The sequence below is a fragment of the Methylophaga sp. OBS4 genome (genome assembly GCF_026319305.1).
Lineage (GTDB): Bacteria > Pseudomonadota > Gammaproteobacteria > Nitrosococcales > Methylophagaceae > Methylophaga.
In genome coordinates, this window is sequence record NZ_JAPDMV010000065.1 from 1 (window position 1) to 2,628 (window position 2,628).

The 2,628-nt window shown below is 49.6% G+C and carries 1 protein-coding gene and 1 pseudogene; both read right to left on the reverse strand.

The window, feature by feature from the left end; genetic code table 11:
• Positions 1-343 (reverse strand): annotated as a pseudogene (locus OMP95_RS12480) (SPOR domain-containing protein); the annotation flags it as partial.
• Positions 344-457: 114 nt separating this feature from the next.
• The gene (gene argS, locus OMP95_RS12485) at positions 458-2,215 is read right to left on the reverse strand and encodes an arginine--tRNA ligase (protein WP_266329337.1); all 1,758 of its coding nucleotides are present in this window, start codon (positions 2,213-2,215) and stop codon (positions 458-460) included.
• Between the last annotated feature and the right edge of the window lie 413 nt (positions 2,216-2,628).

Below are 2,628 nucleotides of genomic sequence, written 5' to 3' on the forward strand. Positions count from 1 at the left end.
GGATTATATAGCTGACAGCAGGTTCCGCTTTGGCTGTTGTTACCTGTTTGACCTGCTGTTCCGGGGGTGAAGTCACAATCGGCTGTTCACCTTTATTTTTATTTTCCACCATGACTTCCATTTCCGGCAGCAAGGTGTAGAAATCAAACGTCGGCTCTACCGAACCGGTTTTTTTCTCTTTCTGGGTAGTCTGTTTTTTACTGGTCTCATCTGAAGGTACGTTATCTTTCAGATGCAGCAGGAACATCACAAAAGCGCCGACAGCAAAGCTGAGTAGCATCGGCCCCCAGGGCAGCGAGCGACGAGGTGAGGATCCGTTACGCGTGTTTCTTTTGGCAGCCATTAGTGCCATATCCTGTAATTAATCACACCGTCAGCGTTGCCATGGTATTCCACAGCAAGGCGCGGTGCGCAGTGAATGGTTAGCCCTTTACAAGCAATGTACACTTATTACCTCTTACATCGATTCCGGTGCGGACACACCCATTACACCCAAAGCATTGGCAATGACCTGACGCACTGCCGCCACCAGCGTCAGGCGCGCCTGACTTAATTCCACATCATCAACAATGAACTGATGGGCGTTGTAATAGGTATGGAAATCACGCGCAACATCGGTCAGGTAATGTGCCAGCAAATGGGGGGTGTGGTTCAACGCGGCTGTTTCCAGCATTTCCGGATAACGCGACAGGATGGTGAACAATGCTTCTTCATGTGTTTCTGTCAGCCGTTGCAGGTTTTGTTCGCCTACAGCCTGATCCCATTTCAGCCCGCGCTCCTGCAATTGTCTGAACACACTGCAAACACGAGCATGCGCATATTGCACGTAATACACCGGGTTATCGTTACTTTGTGATTTCGCCAACTCCAGATCAAAGTCCATATGCTGATCGGCGCCACGCATCACATAGAAGAAACGTGCCGCATCTTTACCGACTTCATCACGTAGTTGACGCAAAGTGACAAACTCACCACTGCGCGTCGACATGCCGACTTTTTCAGCCCCCCGGTAGAGTACCGCGAACTGCACCAGCAGCACTTTGAGCTTATCCACGTTTTGCTTCATCGCTTCAATGGAAGCTCTGACACGTGGGATATATCCATGGTGATCCGCACCCCAGATATCGATAATGCTATCGAAACCACGCTGATATTTATTCAGATGATAGGCAATATCGGAAGCAAAATAAGTCGCCTGCCCATTATCACGTATGACCACCCGATCTTTTTCATCACCATAATCGGTCGATTTGAACCACCAGGCACCTTTGTCCTGATATAGGACATTAGCCGCTTTCAGTTGCTCAATTGCTTTATCGACTTCACCGGACTCCACCAGCGAACGTTCCGAAAACCATTCGTCGTATTCGGTACCGAAATCCGCTAAATCGTCGCGAATATCAGCCAGTATTATATTAAGCCCCTTATCAAATACCATGCGGTAATCGGCTTCGCCCAGCAGCTTTTTGGCTCTGTTGGTCAAGCCATCAATATGCATTTCTTTATCGCCGCCTTCCGGTTCATCGGCAGGGATATTCTCGAAAACCTCCTTGGCGTTATGGCGGAAGCGTTCGCCATACTCGGTTTTCAATTCAGCGGCGATTTCTCTGACATATTCGCCCTGATAGGCATTGCTGGGAAAAGTGAAATGTTCACCGCAGGCAGCCAGATAACGCAGCCAGACACTGGCCGCCAGAATATCCATTTGGCGGCCGGCATCGTTGACATAATATTCACGGTGTACATCAAAACCGGCCGCATTCAGCAGACTGCTGACCACCGAACCATAAGCAGCCCCACGACCATGACCGACATGCAACGGGCCGGTCGGATTGGCGGAAACAAACTCCACCTGCACTTTTTTGCCGTTACCGGCGCTACTGCGGCCATAGCGTTCGCCTTGGGCAAGAATATCGCTGACAACTTGCTGACTGGCTGCCGCGGACAGGAAAAAGTTAATAAATCCGGGGCCGGCGATCTCCACCTGGGTGACAAAGTCCGCAACAGGCAGGGCTTCCACAATCTCTGCCGCTATTTGCCTGGGATTCATTCGGGCCGGTTTGGCCAGCATCATGGCAATGTTAGTAGCAAAGTCACCATGGGTTTTGTCTTTAGTTCTATCGACCTGAATCTCAGGCAGATCAACGGCTAATGCGTGTTTTTGAATAAAAGTCGATAAAGCCTGATGGATCAGGTTTTTCAATTGCTCTTTCAACGTTGTGGAGCCTTGATTGCAAAATGAACGGAGACGCGCATTTTATACCGAAACGACCGGGAAATGTGCGTATCAGAGCCCATGTAAACAGTCAGAACAAGGCGCAGCCTGCAGAGAATGTGATTCCCTTCGCAAAGGCTGTAACGCCGGGCTGGCTGTTTACATGGACTCCCGCAGGGCGAGACGATAAGCTGCCTTATTCGCGGCATAACATCTTGAAAGAGAATCGCTATTCCTGCGAGGTTACGCCGCGAATAAGGCAGCTTCTTGTTTCGCTGATATCGTGCATTTCCCGGTCGTTTCGGTATAAAATGCGCGTCTCCGTTCATTTTGCAATCAAGGCTCCACAACGTTGAAAGAGCAATTGAAAAACCTGATCCATCAGGCTTTATCGACTTTTATTCAAAAACACG